The following is a 15,163-nucleotide window of genomic DNA, read 5'->3' as shown; positions in this document are numbered from 1 at the left end:
AGCGGCAGTTTGTCATGGCAGGGTTTTTTGAGTGGCATCTTATCATGACAGAGATTTTTGTCAGGCATTTCTATCGAGGTGGTTTTTTCAATTAACAAAGCAAGGGATTTATTAGTGTGGCTATTTTGTTTTATACGCTCAAGTCTTTGTTTAAATGGAGTTTACAAGTGATTAAGAAAGCTGAATAAAGGTGGGGTGTAATTTGGCATGACTTCTGCTTGTGATGTGTTGTAGTTTACTTTTAACTTAAAAGAGGATTTACTCGTGATCACATTACCTATGAAAAAATCACAACAAGGTTTTACCTTAATTGAATTGATGATCGTTGTGGCGATTATCGGTATTTTGGCGGCGGTGGCTATTCCTGCCTATTCGACTTATACTAAAAAAGCTAAGTTTTCCGAAGTCGTGCTTGCTGCTGAGGCAAAAAAAGCGTCAGTGGAACTCTGCTTTAGGGACGCAGGTGCCGGTACTGATCTTACTGTTTGTGACGATGCAACAAATGGTGTTCCTGCTGCAACAACTGCATCTGGCTACGTAACTTCAGTGGGTGTGGCAAACGGTATTATTACAGCCACAGCCTCGACCGCTCTTAATAGTGCGGTTGTCGTTTTGACCCCGACTGCGCTTTCTGATCAGTTGACTTGGGTTTTAGGTGGTGGAGCCTCGGCCGCCAGTTGTAAGACGCTGGGCTTCTGTTAATAACCGGATGATTCATGTTGTTGCCGCTGTTAACTGTATGACTTATATATAATAGTGTCCAATCAAGCCACTCAATCTTTCTTAGGTTGGGTGGTTTTTTATTGCCCCCTGTTGGATGTGTCCAGCATAAAGTCCGCTTTCATCCTTAATGCCTACTTTAAGTGCGAGATGTCTACTATCTTCCGGTGTATGCGGTGACTTACCGGACGAAAACAAGGTACCACCATGAGAACCATCTTTTTCATACTTGCTTTATGTCTGCCGGTCTCACTTCTTTACGGGCAATTTGTCGATAATCCTCCAGTATTCGATGACTTCAATTTTTTTAATGGCCTCGAACACGGTCAATTTGAGGATAAGGGATATGTCTATAGTTTGCGCTGGGTAGCTTATGCTACTTTTGAGTGGACTCATGGGGTTTTCGGTAAGAAAGTAGTCTGGTTTCGTCTGGGTAACTTGGCGTTGCATCTTGCTACGGCCGTCACTCTGTTTTTGTTTTTAAGGAAGCTGTTTGAACAAATTCTTCCCTCTAGATACGGAAATAACGAAACCTTGTCGGCGCATTGGCTGGCTTTTTTCGGGGCTTTGATCTTTGCTTTGCATCCGGTATCCGTTTATGCCGTCGCTTATTTGATCCAGCGTTCGATGCTAATGGCAACGTTGTTTGCCTTGTTGACCTGGTGGTTGTTTCTTAACGGCCTGATTAGAGAAAATTACCGTTACTTGTTAGCTTCGGGAGTCACTTATTTTTTTGCTGTGTTTTCAAAAGAGCATGCCATTATGATTCCGGCAGTAACAGTTGTCCTGCTTTTACTGGTTGATAACCAGCCCATTCTTCGACGAATCAAGCTGGTTTGGCCAACTTTTGTGCTCTATAGTTTGGTTGGCGTATTCTTGGTTATCCAGGTCCATTCGAACTATCGATTGGGGGGAATTTATGAGCCAAAAGCCGCAAAATTAATGTCTTTGTTGGGGGCTGATATTGATGTTCATCTTGCTTATCCCTTGTCGGTGCTGACCCAATCTTTCTTGTTTTTTAAATATCTATGGGTATGGGTTGTTCCAAGCCCTGCGTGGATGTCCATTGATATGCCGCAAGCTTTTGCGTTGCGTTTGTGGTCTTGGCCTCAAATTGCCGGTTTGATCGGTTTTGTAGTTTACCTGATTATTGCAGTTCGCCTGTTACTGAAAAGAGGAGTGAAAGGCTTGCTGGGCTTTGCCTTATTGTGCCCATGGCTGTTATTTGCCACTGAGCTGGTAACTGTTCGGATTCAGGAGCCCTTTGTACTTTATCGCAGTTATCTGTGGATGGCGGGTGCTTTTGCGGCTTTGCCGTTTTTATGCCAGAAACTAAGTGCAAAGCAGGCGATTATGACGCTGACTCTTGTTGCGTTATTGATGATGCCTTTATCCTGGCTGCGCCTGACGACTTTTTCTCATCCGCTGCTGCTTTGGGATGATGCGGCACAACTCGTCGAAAATACAGAAGAAAAATATCTGAATGTAGATAGGATATTTTATAACCGGGGCACGGAGTTAATGAATGTGAAACATTATGCCGAAGCATTAACAGATTTAACCAAGGCTATTGAGCTAAAAGGTTATCATGCTGGCGTAGCCTATTTTAATCGTCGCTTTGTCTACATACAAAGCCGGCAATACCTTCTGGCTCTAAACGATAGCAACAAGGCCATTGAGTTGACTCCCGAAATGCCGCAGTTTTACGTGGGCAAGGCGCATGTCCTGGAGAAGCTTAAGAATTCTACAGGTGCATGGATGGCCTATAAACAAGCTTGTTTGCGAGGATATCCAGCGGCCTGTCAGGTAACAGAGTCATCCGTGACTCTTCGGACCGATGACCGAATGCCTTTCAAGTTCATATCGACAGAGCAAAAGGGCGGTTTATTTTCCGGTGTGGGAGAGAATGGGCTGCTTTTGCAGAGCTATAAATAAAGTTCTTACATCAGCAAGAGTATCTGGTTAAGAATCTTCCCGTTGGTCACCAGGATATTCTTTGGGAAGAGTCCTTTATTTCCTTGAAAGTCGGTAACCGTAGCGCCCGCTTCGCTGGCAATTAAGGCTCCCGCGGCAACATCATATAGGTTCAACTCCTGCTCCCAAAAAGCATCAACTTGACCATCTGCAACCAGGCATAGATCTAATGCTGCAGATCCAAAACGGCGCTGTCCTGTTGTTACCTCGGCGATTCGGCAGAATCGTTGCAGGTTGTTATCTTTTAAGTAAGAGCGCAAGCAGGCGAATCCAGTCGAGACCATTGCGTCAGCAAGATTGCTTTCGTTGGAGACGGTAATGGGCTGGCCGTTTTTCCATGCTCCCTTGTCTTTTGCGGCGGCATAGTAATCATTCAGTGCGGGTGCATAGACCGCTCCGAATATCAGCTCTTGGTTAATCTCCAGCGCGACGCTGACGCCCCAAAAATACTGGCCTCTGGAAAATGAGTGGGTTCCATCAATGGGATCGACGATCCATCGGCTGGATTGATTTAAGCTTTGTCCGCTTTCCTCCCCCCAGAAACCGAATTGGGGATAATGCTTGGCAAGGGATTCTTGTAAAAAAGCCTCAACCGCCACGTCGGCGTCAGTCACCAGATCGCGGGGACTTTTTTTAGTGACCTCTAAGTTCTTCAGGTCTCTAAAATGAGTCAAGGCAATCGATCCGGCTTCACGGATCACATTTTCAAGAACGGTAAGCGAAATGGGCATGTATGGCAACCTTATGGGCATGAGGGTGAGGGAACGTTTGATAGAGACAGGTGCGTAGTCGGATTTCAATGCAAAGCCTCAGCGGTTTTGCATGCCAAAAAATCAATCCTTTTAGGATATGAGGGACTTAAATCTACTGCACTAATATTTCGCGCGAACCATATCTTTTGTCGATGACTTTTTCAATATATATCTTGAAAGCAAGATATTCCAAGCAGTGATAAAAGTTAGGTATTTTTACAGGAAACGTTTTATGCAAGTCTTCCGAGAAATTTTATATCGGCTGGGAAGGCTTCAAAGTCGGTTATTATTGAAGTTAGAAAGTCTGTTGTCTTTAACCGCAATATCAGGCCATAGTCACGTCCATGTGTCTGGCTCAGCATCACTGCTGGTATGAGGATTGATCGAGGTTTTTTGCTAATCAGGAGATATATTAATTAGCAGGGGAATACGATTTTATATACGAATAAGAAAAATAATGATGACTACAAATAATAGGGAGGTTGCAAATTCCTCCAGTCGTTCAGCGAATGGGGGTTTTCCATTCCCCATAATTATTTCAACTCGATTGGTCACTTGGTCACGCATGTGTATCCGATGTTGTAACATGAGATTTCTCCTAATGATTTTTAGTATAACTACGCATTTGGCCCACTAATACGCCCTGGATTTCTACTTGCTCCGGGGTATAGCGCATCGCTTCCATCATTGAATTAGCGGGGATAAGTAATGTTTCGTGCGGGTACTGCTCGATAAATTTCAAGGTGGCTTCAGCTTTATTGACCAATGCCACCACAATTTCGCCATTACGGGCATGACTGCGTTGTTCGATAATTACCCAGTCACCGTCATAAATGCCTTGTTCAAGCATGGAATCGCCTTTTACTTTAAGAACGTAACAGGGCTTTTGCGTTTTCAGCTGTTCCGGAATCGCCATATAAGTGATGTTTTCGACGGCTTCGATCGGTTTACCGGCGGCAATGAATCCGACAAAAGGCAGAGAACTTTGATCAGTGGAGTGGTCGATCATTGCTTTTGCGTATGCTGTCAGGCGAATGCCGCGTTGCTTACGCTCCGGCGCTTCGACCAGATTTTCGTTAATCAAGGCTTTAATATGGTTATGCAAAGAGCCGCGAGATTTTAAGCCCATGCCCGCACAAAGCTCTTCCAGTGTGGGTGGATGGAGAAAGTTGTCCTGATTCTGCAATAAAAAATCGAAAATTTCCTGCTGCTTTCGGGTAAGTGATTTGGTCATAGTTTGTTCTCAATTTGTTTTTTAAAAATATAACAGCAGAACAAATAAAGAACAAGTAAAAAGTTAAAGATTTTTTAGCTTATCTTATCGAGTGCTGCTTGAGGTATGATCGCCAAACGGGTGAGTAATAAGATCACTCGACTTACTTTTTGAATAGGAGGATGTTATGCAACTAGTTCCTGCATTATTGCCCAGTTTGATTCAGGCAATAGAGCACACAATCGAAACAAATGCCGAGGAAGTGACGGCTCTGGATCAGGCTATCGGCGACGGCGATCATGTGACAAATCTGCAGCGCGGCATTAAAGCGCTGATGGTTCAAAGCGACGAGTTGGCCCAGCTTGATTGGGTGGCGGTCTGGCAGAAGATTGGTATGACCTTGATGACGGCAGTAGGTGGTGCGTCAGGTTCTCTATACGGTACGTTGTTTGTTGCAATGAGCAAAGCGGCTCGCGATCGGCCTTTGAATTTGCAAGCTTTTGCCGAGATATTCACCTGCGGTGTGGATGCGGTAAAACAACGGGGAAAGGCGGATGCTGGTGAAAAAACCATGCTGGATGTACTAATTCCGGTGGCGACAAGTTTACGGCAGGCGGCAACGGATTCTGTTGCGTTATCTGAAGCTCTTGAAAATGTCGCACGCGCAGCTATAGCAGGTATGGAGTCTACCCGGGACATGTTGGCTACCAAAGGGCGCGCTTCTTTTCTGGAGGAGCGCAGCCGTGGGCATATTGATGCCGGTGCTAAAACCAGTCAGTTAATGATTTGTGCATTGGTCGGTGTGTTGACGGAGAACTTAGCAGCCCCATCGTAAGGCCGCAGTGTGGACGGGAGCGTCCCACAAGCGGAGTAGCTCTTCATCAAGCAGGCTCAGGGTAATCGAGCATCCTGCCATATCGAGTGAGGTGGTGTAGTTGCCGACCAGTGAGCGGCAGATGTTAATGCCACGCTTTTCCCAAAACCTGGACGCCAGTTCATAAATTAGGTGTAGTTCCATTAAAGGTGTCGCTCCGAAGCCGTTTATATGCAATAAAGCCGATTGGCCTTTTTGCGGCTTCAGATCGTCATCAATAATACCGGTCAGGTAGTCGACAATTTCGGTGGCGCTGCTCATGGCTATGCGTTCGCGTCCACGTTCGCCATGAATGCCAACACCCATTTCGATTTCATTTTCGCCAATGTCGAAAGTGGGCTTGCCCAAGGCGGGTACTATGCAACTGGTCAAGGCCACGCCCATGGATGCAGTGACAAGGTTTATCTTGTCGCCCAAAGCTTTGCAAGTCGCTAAATCTGCGCCCGATTCTGCCGCAGCGCCGATAATTTTTTCTATAATCAGAGTGCCGGCAACGCCGCGTCTTCCGGTGCTGTGAGTTTTGGGAAAAGAAACATCGTCGCTCACTAATAGGGTTTCGTGCGGACAATCGAGCATTTCAGCGGCAATTTCGAAATTCATCACATCGCCTGCATAGTTTTTGACAATGAATAACACGCCTCCGCCGTTATCTACGGCTTGTGCGGCAGCCAACATTTGATCGGGAGTGGGGGAAGTGAATACTTGGCCCGGACAGGCAGCATCCAGCATGCCTGTGCCGACAAAGCCCGTATGCAAGGGCTCGTGTCCTGAGCCGCCGCCTGAAATTAATGCAACTTTGCCGGGTGTGGTAGGCTTTATGCGCTTGACGAAATGAGGTTGGACATTGAGCTGAACTATATCGGCATGGGCTTTGGCAAAACCACTTAGACTTTCGTTAAGAAGATTATCAATGCTATTGATGAATTTTTTCATTACAGCGGCTCCGGTAGGTTAGTCTTTTAATGATAGCGCGGGCAGTAAGTTTGATCTATTGGCTTTAGTGTGTAGCGGCTAGTTTTTCAATGCTTCCGTCACGGCACGGATATCCGGCATAACCCAGGTTGGTCGATAGTCGGTCGTTTTGAAATCGTCTTCTGTGGATACACCCGATAACACCATAAGGCTGCGTATGCCGGTGCGAACTGCGCCAAGAATATCAGTCTCCAGTCGATCGCCGATAGCCACAGTATGAGCCGGGTCAACGCCTAGCAGCGCTAGGGCTTGCTGGTATATGATCGGTTCCGGCTTGCCGATGATGGTTGGCGTTACGCCGGTAGCTGCGTGTAATGCCGCCAGAATTGCACCGTTGCCGTGAGTGAGTCCGCGTTCTGTCGGTAATGTGGTGTCGGCGTTAGTACCAATGAATTGGGCGCCTGCGCGAATATTGAGTGTAGCGGTTGCCAGTTTGTCCCATGATAAGGTGATATCTTTACCGCAGACAACAATGTTAGCGCCCATATTGGGGTTGTCTTTGTCATCATTTAATTCATACAGTTCGGTCAAGGTAAATCCGTGATCAAGCAGCGGTTGTCTAGCGCCATCTTCGCCGATGACGAATACTCGGCATTCTGCAGGATTGTTATGCTTGCTCAGGTACAATGCAGTTGCCATGCTGGAGGTCAAGATTTCATCGCGAGTTACCTGTACGCCCATTTGGGCCAGTTTGCTGACATACTGCTCCTGAGTCAGGCTGGCATTGTTGGTTGCCAGAATAAAGCGAATTTGTTGCTCGCGCAAGGTTTGAAAAAAGTCGGTCAAACCGGGCATTGGTTGATCGCCGTGCCATAAAACGCCATCCATGTCGATGATGAGTGCGCGTATATTAATAAAGGGTTCCATCGGGTTGTTTCTCTCTTAATCAGGTTTGTTATTATAATTTACATCGAATTACAAGATGCCAATTCCATTGGTCTCAGTTGAACATAGTTGTCGGATTTGGGGGCAAGCAACAATGATGCGAACTGAACCATTATTGTTGCGTTTTTATTGATTCTGCATTGTTTTTTCTAAATGGTTTAAAGTTATTGATATAAAAACCTTGGTGATTAGGTTATTTAATTAACGGGTTGTAGTAAGGATCGATAATTGGATTTCATTTGAAGCTTGACACAAAAAGCTTTATTTTGTCCAGATTGTGTCATAACGATTTATGGTTCTATTCGGCAGCATGTGGATGGCTGTATTCAAATGAAATGTTAGAGGCACAATGACTTGTGACGAAGTTGTAGCAATAGAGAATTAGCCAGAATGGAAGACCATTTAAGACGATGGCAAGTCATTATGGGAGGAGCATGGCGCCCAGCTTGGCAGAAGTTATGCGTCGTGCAGGAAGGGCTAGCGCGGGGTGGGGCGTCGAAAGTGTTAATTATGCAATTTTTCGCTGCTAAAATCATTTTATCAGCTAAAAGCCCGTCGCGCGGATAGTCTATTGCAAAAGGAATTAAGGTAGAGTTACTGCATGGACACACTATCTTGATGCTGCGGCGATTGGTTGAATAAAAGGTCGATCACGTTGCTTTGATAGTGATTTTATCCAACGAAAGAGACGGTGAGGATAACGGTATAAAGGAGGTCGGATTGTTGAGATGAATAAAATTAAGTCTATGACATTTTCCTTATATAATTCTTGCATTCAGCTGTTATCGAGGTATCAACGCAGAACATTAAGCATTGGGCATTGACATCTGTCCCCTTTCTACTTTAAAGTTACATTCGCATAAAGAGTAAGTAACTAAAATTATAACTAATACTATAAACCCATCGGAGCACGCATCATGGCAAAACCATTAATACAAATGGCATTAGATTCATTGGATTTCGACCAAACAGTAGGCCTTGCTACCTTAGTAGCTCCTTATGTTGATATATTTGAAATCGGAACCCCATGCATCAAATATAATGGACTTAACTTGGTTAAAGAATTAAGAGCAAGATTTCCAGAGAAACTGCTTTTAGTTGATCTTAAAACAATGGACGCAGGTGAGTACGAAGCAACACCTTTCTATGCGGCAGGTGCTGATATTGTTACAGTTCTTGGCGTATCCGGTTTAGCAACTTGTGCAGGCGTTATCAAAGCAGCGAATGCACACGGTGCAGAAGCGCAAATCGACCTGATTAACGTTGAAGATAAAGTGGCTTGTGCGCGTGCAACCGTTGAAGCTGGCGCGCAAATTGTCGGTATTCATACAGGTCTGGATGCACAAGCAGCGGGTCACACTCCTTTTGCTGATTTGAATGATATCGCAAGATTGGGCTTGAACGTCAGAATTTCTGTTGCCGGTGGTATTAAGCCGTCAACTGTACAAGATGTGGTTCGTGCAGGTGCAAACATCATTGTGGTTGGTGCAGCAATCTATGGCGCGGCTTCACCTGCTGATGCAGCACGTGAAATTCGCGAATTGGTTGATGCGGTATAATTATGCATCAGCAACTTATCATAGAAAAGATTTCAGGTGTTCTTGAAGCTACAGATGATACGTATGATGTAAAGTTAACCCAATTGCTTGATAACGCCAAGCGTATATTTATAGCTGGCGCAGGGCGTTCTAAGCTTGTTGGCAATTTTTTTGCTATGAGACTGGTTCACGGCGGTTACGATGTGAGTGTCGTAGGCGAAATTGTGACGCCGAGCATTAAAAACGGTGACTTATTAATCATTATTTCCGGATCAGGAGAGACTGAGCAATTAATAGCATTCACTAAAAATGCAAAAAAAATAGGTGCTAACATTGTCTTGATCTCTGCGAAAAGCAGTTCAACCATTGGTGATCTAGCAGATGCAGTATTCCAAATCGGTAATCCTGAGCAGTATGGTAAGGTTCTAGGAATGCCCATGGGAACAGTGTTTGAACTATCTACCTTGCTATTTTTGGAAGCAACTATTTCTCATATCATCCATGAAAAAGGAATTCCCGAAGAAGTGATGAGAGAAAGGCACGCTAATCTAGAATAACGATACGGGAACGAGTGGCTATGACCACTCGTTCAATCCTTGTAGGATAAAACCGCCAAAAGAACATTTGTGACAGGGCCGTTCAGGCTGAAAAGTCACCATTTAGTAATCTATTAATTAGTAAGGAGAAAAATATGACTTCGCGTCGAGAATTAGCGAACGCCATACGGGCTTTGAGCATGGATGCCGTGCAGAAGGCAAACTCTGGACATCCAGGCGCACCTATGGGTATGGCGGATATCGCCGAGGTTTTGTGGAATGATCACTTGCGCCACAATCCATCCAATCCAAAATGGTCAGATCGTGACCGTTTTGTTCTTTCCAATGGTCACGGATCAATGCTGATTTATTCACTATTGCATTTGAGTGGCTACGACTTGCCCCTGAGTGAATTAGCCTCTTTCCGTCAACTACATTCAAAATGCGCGGGGCATCCTGAATATGGTTATGCACCAGGTGTTGAAACAACGACTGGGCCGTTAGGACAAGGTATTGCCAATGGTGTGGGTTTCGCGATGGCTGAAAAGCTGCTTGCAGACCAATTCAACCGTCCAGGTCATAAAATCGTTGATCACCATACTTATGTATTCATGGGTGATGGTTGTTTAATGGAAGGTATTTCTCATGAAGCCTGTGCATTAGCGGGTACTTGGGGTTTAGGCAACTTAATCGCTTTCTGGGATGATAATGGTATTTCCATTGATGGTCATATTGAAGGCTGGTATACGGATGATACCGCAAAACGTTTTGAAGCTTACGGTTGGCATGTTCTATCAGTAGACGGACATAATCCTGAAGAGATTAATAAAGCAATTGTTATGGCTAAAGCGATGACTGATATGCCTTCATTGATTTGCTGCAAAACAACTATTGGTTTTGGATCTCCAAACAAAGCAGGTACTCATGAATGTCATGGCGCGGCTTTAGGTCAACCTGAAATTAATTTAACTAAAGCAGCTTTAGGTTGGGATCATGATGCATTTATCATTCCGGACGAAGTTTATGCGGGTTGGGATGCTAAAGCAAAAGGCGCGAGAGCTGAAGCAGTATGGGATACTAAATTCTCAGCCTACGAAGCAGCGCATCCAGAATTGGCAGCAGAATTCAAGCGTCGTATGGCTGGTGAATTACCGGCTGATTGGCAAGCAGCGGCTGATGCATTGATCGCTGAAACCAACGCAAAAGCAGAAAATCTTGCTACACGTCAGTCTTCACAAAAAGTCATTGGCGGGTTAGCTCTTACATTGCCTGAATTTTTAGGTGGTTCTGCGGACTTAACAGGCTCTAACTTAACCAGTTGCAGCAGCTTTAAACACGTCAGCGGTAAAGAGCCGGGTAATTACATCTCCTACGGTGTGCGTGAGTTTGGTATGTACACTATCATGAACGGAATGGCGTTACATGGTGGCTTATTGCCTTTCGGCGGAACATTCCATATGTTCTCTGATTATGCGAAAAGCGCTTTGCGTATGTCAGCGTTAATGAAAATTCGCACTGTTGCTGTTTTAACTCATGACTCTATTGGTCAAGGGGAAGACGGTCCAACGCATCAGCCGATCGAGAATACTTCTGCTATGCGTTACATTCCAAATATGGATGTTTGGCGTCCAGCCGATACAACAGAAACAGCAGTTTCTTGGGTAATGGCAATTGAACGTAAGACAGGACCTACAAGCTTAGTGTTAAGCCGTCAAGGTTTGCCTTTTATTACGCGTACTGATGAACAAATCGCAGCTATTCGTAAAGGAGCGTACGTTATTTCTGAAGGAACAGGCAATGTCCAAGTTATCCTTATTGCGACCGGTTCAGAAGTTGATTTAGCAATAAAATCACAAGCAGCCTTAGCAGAAAAAGGTATCCAAGCGCGTGTTGTTTCAATGCCATCAACAAATGTATTTGATCGTCAAGAACAAGCTTACAAGGACAGCGTATTAACTCCAGGTGTAAAACGCGTTGCGATTGAGGCAGGTATTACAGATTTTTGGCGTAAATATGTTGGCTTAGAAGGCGCAGTTGTTGGTATTGATACTTTCGGTGAATCTGCACCGGGCGGCGTATTGATGAAACACTTCGGCTTTACTGTTGAAAACGTTGTCAAAAACGTAGAAGCGGTACTTTAATTTTAAAGGTCATATTTGCGTTAGTGAAGCGATTGGGCATATTGATTGAATATGCTCTCATTGATAGTTAACGTTATCAGGTCGAAAGGCGCAGCGCAGATATGGCTACTCTAAAAACAACGCATAGAGGGGGATTCAAACGTGAAAATAAATAATTTGACGAATGGTTTAGTTGCTGCGCTATTATTAGCCAGTCCCATAGTAGGGGCGGAAACAGAATATCCGGCATCAGATTTCAAACCAAAAGTAATTTATCAAGATGCTGAATATAGCAGTCAAGGCAAATCTACAGCAGTGGCAGTACCTAGCAAGCAGGAAAAGCTTGTGGAGGTTGATTCAAAGTATCCAGCAGCAGATTTTGAACCGAAAGTGTTATACAAGGATGCTGACTATAAACCAAGCAAGTTTACAGGGACATCACCAGTCTCCGAACGAGCTACAACGGATGGTGCAACAGTAAGTGCACCTGCAAAAGTCGAAGAAGAATCAATGATAAGTTACTTGTTGGGGTTAGTTGCTTTTGCTGTGGCTGGATATGTCTTTTTAGGTAAGCGCCAGTCGAAAGCTAAAGTTAGCCAATCTCCAGTTTATTCAGGACATGTTAGTGGGCTTTCTGGAGTTGCTAGATATCTAAGAAAGCATAATATGACTGCTGCAACGGGTGTTGCAAGATATTTGGAAAGCCGGGTTGTGTCTGAAAAAGAAAAAGCGACGGCGAGTGGAGTTGAAAAGTACCTTGAAAAACAGGCTAGATCTGCAAAAGAAACAGCAGCTCAGGCAGGAACTGGAGTTGAAAAGTATATGCGCAACCGGGGGTGATAAGTGGATCAAAATTACTTGATCGATTTAGTGTCTGGGTTTTTTGGCTCCAAAAGAGTAGTTGAAGCAGGAGCCATTGCCACTCCTCGCGTCTATATTAGTGGTCCTGATGGACTTACTGGTGTTGCTAGGTATTTGAAAAGCCAAGAAGTTGAGCCGGTTTTAAGCGGAGTTGAGCGGTATCTGAAAAATCTTGAAAAACTATCGGCAAGCAATGAAATTGCTGATTTTTTGGAAAGTCAGGAAGAGGTATCTGTAGCTGATGAAGTTGCTGAGCGATTAGAAAAATACGAAGAAGCAGAGCACGAAAAAATAGTATTAGTGAGCAGTGTTGCTAAATACTTGGAGAAACTCGATCAGTTTCCTGTAAGTAGTGTCGCCAAATATATGGCGAGACAAGCTATATTAGCAAAAAAAGCGCCGAAAATAAGTAGTGTGGCTAAGTATGTCGCGAAGCAGGTTGGCATTACAAAAAAAGTGCCCGTAGCCAGTAGCGTTGCTAAGTATGTCGAAAAACAAGCGAAGTTACCCGTTATAAGCAGTGTTTCTAAGTATTTAATAAAACAGTCTATATCTGCAAAGAATAGTGCGGCAACAACTGGAGTTGCTAAATATCTTGAAGATGAATCTATTGCCGAGAGAAAAGCCGCCGCCGCCGCCATAGTTGCCAGATATCTGGAAGAACAACGTATGTTCGCAAAAGAGCAAGAAAAAGAAAAAGAAAAAGAAGAGCAGTTGGCAATAGAAAAGGAGATGGCAAGGGCAAAGGAAAAGGCCGAGGCAGCTGCAGCAGTAACTGGAGTGGCTCGATATTTGGAAGAGCAAGCAATTTTGGCAAAAGAAAAGCCGCCGGTAAGCGGTGTTGCCAAGTATATGGCAAAACAAATTTTATTTAGAAAAGAAGCTCCTGTTTTAAGTGGAGTTACAAAGTATATAGCGAACCAAACAATAAATGTAAAAGAGGCTCCTATTGTGAGTGGGGTCGCTAAATACTTGGAAAGAGGGGCGAAGGAAGCAAGAAAAACACCCAGAATAAGCGGAGTTGCCAAGTATATGGAAAAGCAATCTGCCTTGCCAAAGGTAAGTGGCGTTTCTAAGTATGTGACAAGACAGATTATTTCTGCCAGAGAAAATCCAGAAAAAATATGATTGAATAGTGTTGATACAGGTAAAGGCCTTGGGTTAGAGTGAGACGGGGGAGCTGTCTTTCCACGAGATAGTGATCATCGTTGTAATTAAGAGGCGACGCAAATCGTTAGTATAACCAGTTAAGGTTATGTGTGATCAGATCAAATAGCATTATTTAATTAGCATCCATGGTATTAAATGAATTTTATTTCTGATTCCTTCGAGCAGCCCCCATTAAAAATAATGGCTCGCCTCAACCTTAGATTGGTAGAGGCTGTATTTAGGTTGCTTTTTGATGGTTAACCACCATTGTTCACGGTATAATTCCAATCCTTTCCCCTCGTTATTATATTGGATGTCATTCGTCTATATTCTGAGTGTATTTAGAAATGACGAATGTATATCTTGTTATTTTTAAATTTTAAAATAAAAGGAGCCTCTAATGGCCAAGACTTTACTTGAACAACTGAGAGAAATGACCGTGGTTGTAGCCGATACTGGTGATATTCAGGCTATTGAAACTTTCAAGCCCCGTGATGCGACGACTAATCCTTCGTTGATTACTGCTGCTGCTCAAATGCCACAATATCAAGGAATCGTCGATGATACTTTGAAGGGTGCCCGAGATACTTTAGGTAAAGATGCATCAGCAGCTCAAGTAGCTACTCTCGCTTTTGAACGATTGGCTGTTTCTTTCGGACAGAAGATACTTGAAGTTATTCCTGGGCGGGTTTCTACTGAAGTAGATGCTCGTCTTTCATACGACACTGATGCTAGTGTTCGTGTTGGTCGCGAATTAATTGCTATGTATGAAGCGTTAGGCGTTTCGCGTGAACGCATTCTGATCAAAATTGCTGCAACTTGGGAAGGTATACAGGCGGCAGCTATTCTTGAAAAAGAAGGTATTCATTGTAATTTGACTTTATTGTTTGGTCTGCATCAGGCAATCGCCTGTGCTGAGAACGGAATTACTTTGATTTCACCTTTCGTTGGACGGATTTTGGATTGGTACAAAAAGGATACCGGTCGTGATTCCTATGCGCCAGCAGAGGATCCAGGAGTGTTGTCGGTTACCGAAATCTATAATTACTACAAAAAATTTGGTTATAAAACCGAAGTTATGGGGGCTAGTTTCCGTAATGTTGGCGAGATCGTTGAATTGGCCGGGTGTGATTTGTTGACTATTGCACCGTCTCTGTTAGCTGAACTTCAGTCTACTGAGGGTGAGTTGGAACGTAAACTCGATCCTAAAAATGCTGCCAGCTCGTCAATTGAAAAGTTAACTATTGATAAGGCGACCTTTGATAGTATGCATGCCGAGAACCGTATGGCTTCTGAAAAGCTCGCGGAAGGTATCGATGGCTTTACCAAAGCGTTAGAGTCGTTAGAAGAATTCCTCGCGGCCCGATTGGCGAGTTTAGAAGGATAAGGGCATTTAAAGCCATCCGGCGGACTTATAGCCGCTGGGTGGTGAGCTTTCATCGATAGCCTTAACATTGCGACAGTGTCTTTGCCGTGCTACAGATGTTAGGATTTGTAACAATAAATTATGAATTGGCGCATTGGTGACATTGGACGAACGCAAATCCAAGCTACGCCTCGCTTTCCCGG

13 protein-coding genes are annotated in these 15,163 nt (G+C 44.2%); 9 read left to right on the top strand and 4 right to left on the bottom strand.

The features are described 5' to 3' along the window. The first annotated feature begins 264 nt into the window (after positions 1 to 264). Positions 265 to 702, top strand: coding sequence for a pilin (locus V7051_RS20195; RefSeq protein ID WP_442919733.1), 438 nt, complete (start codon positions 265 to 267; stop codon positions 700 to 702). A gap of 225 nt (positions 703 to 927) precedes the next feature. Next, entirely contained in the window at positions 928 to 2,655 is a 1,728-nt protein-coding gene (locus tag V7051_RS20190; protein WP_333877875.1) for a tetratricopeptide repeat protein, read from the top strand. A gap of 5 nt (positions 2,656 to 2,660) precedes the next feature. Here V7051_RS20190 and V7051_RS20185 read toward each other — a convergent pair whose 3' ends face one another. Next, positions 2,661 to 3,425, bottom strand: a complete 765-nt coding sequence (locus V7051_RS20185; RefSeq protein ID WP_333877901.1) for an inositol monophosphatase family protein — start codon at positions 3,423 to 3,425, stop codon at positions 2,661 to 2,663. Positions 3,426 to 4,044: 619 nt separating this feature from the next. Then, entirely contained in the window at positions 4,045 to 4,680 is a 636-nt protein-coding gene (gene lexA, locus V7051_RS20180; RefSeq protein ID WP_333877877.1) for a transcriptional repressor LexA, read from the bottom strand. Positions 4,681 to 4,846: 166 nt separating this feature from the next. Between lexA and dhaL the strand changes: the two genes are divergently transcribed. Next, positions 4,847 to 5,494: a dihydroxyacetone kinase subunit DhaL gene (gene dhaL / locus V7051_RS20175; protein ID WP_333877879.1), complete on the top strand. Its 648-nt coding sequence runs from the start codon at positions 4,847 to 4,849 to the stop codon at positions 5,492 to 5,494. Here dhaL and dhaK read toward each other — a convergent pair. Next, the gene (gene dhaK / locus V7051_RS20170; protein ID WP_333877881.1) at positions 5,477 to 6,466 is read right to left on the bottom strand and encodes a dihydroxyacetone kinase subunit DhaK; all 990 of its coding nucleotides are present in this window, start codon (positions 6,464 to 6,466) and stop codon (positions 5,477 to 5,479) included. The genes dhaL and dhaK overlap by 18 nt on opposite strands. 78 nt (positions 6,467 to 6,544) lie before the next feature. Next, on the bottom strand, positions 6,545 to 7,372 hold the full coding sequence (locus tag V7051_RS20165) for an HAD-IIA family hydrolase (RefSeq protein ID WP_333877883.1): 828 nt from the start codon (positions 7,370 to 7,372) through the stop codon (positions 6,545 to 6,547). A gap of 935 nt (positions 7,373 to 8,307) precedes the next feature. On the opposite strand from V7051_RS20165, the gene hxlA reads away from it, so the two are divergent. From hxlA to V7051_RS20135, 6 genes are all read left to right on the top strand, one after another. Then, a complete protein-coding gene (gene hxlA / locus V7051_RS20160) occupies positions 8,308 to 8,949 on the top strand; it encodes a 3-hexulose-6-phosphate synthase (RefSeq protein WP_333877885.1) in 642 nt (213 codons plus the stop codon). Positions 8,950 to 8,951: 2 nt separating this feature from the next. Beyond that, on the top strand, positions 8,952 to 9,485 hold the full coding sequence (gene hxlB, locus V7051_RS20155; RefSeq protein WP_333877887.1) for a 6-phospho-3-hexuloisomerase: 534 nt from the start codon (positions 8,952 to 8,954) through the stop codon (positions 9,483 to 9,485). 134 nt (positions 9,486 to 9,619) lie between these two features. Next, on the top strand, positions 9,620 to 11,605 hold the full coding sequence (gene tkt / locus V7051_RS20150) for a transketolase (RefSeq protein ID WP_333877889.1): 1,986 nt from the start codon (positions 9,620 to 9,622) through the stop codon (positions 11,603 to 11,605). 141 nt (positions 11,606 to 11,746) lie between these two features. Further along, positions 11,747 to 12,424, top strand: coding sequence for a hypothetical protein (locus tag V7051_RS20145; RefSeq protein ID WP_333877891.1), 678 nt, complete (start codon positions 11,747 to 11,749; stop codon positions 12,422 to 12,424). A gap of 3 nt (positions 12,425 to 12,427) precedes the next feature. Next, the gene (locus V7051_RS20140) at positions 12,428 to 13,573 is read left to right on the top strand and encodes a hypothetical protein (RefSeq protein ID WP_333877892.1); all 1,146 of its coding nucleotides are present in this window, start codon (positions 12,428 to 12,430) and stop codon (positions 13,571 to 13,573) included. A gap of 421 nt (positions 13,574 to 13,994) precedes the next feature. Then, positions 13,995 to 14,981: a transaldolase gene (locus V7051_RS20135; protein ID WP_333877893.1), complete on the top strand. Its 987-nt coding sequence runs from the start codon at positions 13,995 to 13,997 to the stop codon at positions 14,979 to 14,981. The last annotated feature ends 182 nt before the right edge of the window (positions 14,982 to 15,163 follow it).

The organism is Methylobacter sp. (genome assembly GCF_036845245.1).
Taxonomy (GTDB): domain Bacteria; phylum Pseudomonadota; class Gammaproteobacteria; order Methylococcales; family Methylomonadaceae; genus Methylobacter_A.
This window is presented reverse-complemented; position numbering and strand designations above follow the sequence as displayed.